This window comes from Chryseobacterium gossypii, assembly GCF_041361455.1.
Lineage (GTDB): Bacteria > Bacteroidota > Bacteroidia > Flavobacteriales > Weeksellaceae > Chryseobacterium > Chryseobacterium gossypii.
Genome location: NZ_JBGCUR010000093.1, coordinates 1 through 552 on the forward strand (window position 1 = coordinate 1; position 552 = coordinate 552).

At 35.1% G+C, this 552-nt stretch carries 1 pseudogene; it reads right to left on the bottom strand.

The features are described from left to right. Nucleotides 1–552 (bottom strand): annotated as a pseudogene (locus tag ABMQ40_RS16700) (RHS repeat-associated core domain-containing protein); the annotation flags it as partial.

Consider the following 552-nt stretch of genomic DNA (forward strand, 5'->3'; position numbering starts at 1 on the left):
GATGATCTGTATAATTGTAAATATACTTATTATTTTCAAAATTGTAATAGCCTTCAGAGGTAGAAATAAATTTAAGTGTAAAAGGGCTTACACTCTGTATTTCTTCATATTGGAAGCCATCTATATAATCGGTTGTCTTCTTTCTGTATGCAGAATTCTCACTATATCTGTATTCTTTCCTAAGCTTAGTGCCATTTGCGGCGTAATAATACCGGGTGTTTACATTCTGCCATTCTCCTCTGGTGTAATACATTTTATCAAACATGATAAAGTTGGGAAGGTTTAAGCGATTATATTGAATGTCCAGAATCCCCTTATCCTTATGGCTGGTCATATTTCCATTATTATCATAAGAAATAGTATTTCCGGATACATCGGGATAGCCGGCATAATTCTGGCTGATATCAGTAACGGTGTTCAGGCGGTTTCCATTATATGCATAAGTTAAGTTATCAATCTGCATGGCCATCCCATTGGTAGCGTTTTTAGCATTTCTATAAAGACGGGTGATATTTCCGTTAAGATCATATTCTATCGATTCCCCGAAATAAT